Source organism: Aquabacterium parvum (assembly GCF_001447195.1).
Classification (GTDB): Bacteria; Pseudomonadota; Gammaproteobacteria; order Burkholderiales; family Burkholderiaceae_C; genus Aquabacterium; species Aquabacterium parvum.
In genome coordinates this window covers 1-273 of sequence record NZ_LFRI01000532.1, presented here as the reverse complement: position 1 = coordinate 273, position 273 = coordinate 1, and the positions used below count along the sequence as shown (strand labels likewise).

Sequence of the window (273 nt, the reverse complement as noted above, 5' to 3'; positions counted from 1 at the left end):
GGAAAAGACATCAACCGAGATTCCGAAAGTAGTGGCGAGCGAAATCGGAACAGCCTAGTGCTCTTTAGCAGTCGACTTATCAAAACAGCTTGGAAACGCTGGCCATAGTGGGTGATAGCCCCGTATGAGAAAAGTCCTCTGTGGAACTGAGTGCACGATAAGTAGGGCGGGACACGTGAAATCCTGTCTGAAGATGGGGGGACCATCCTCCAAGGCTAAATACTCGTAATCGACCGATAGTGAACAAGTACCGTGAGGGAAAGGCGAAAAGAA

At 49.5% G+C, this 273-nt stretch carries 1 rRNA gene; it reads left to right on the top strand.

Annotated features, from left to right (window positions below):
- A 23S ribosomal RNA gene (locus ABG80_RS19440) occupies positions 1-273 on the top strand; the annotation flags it as partial.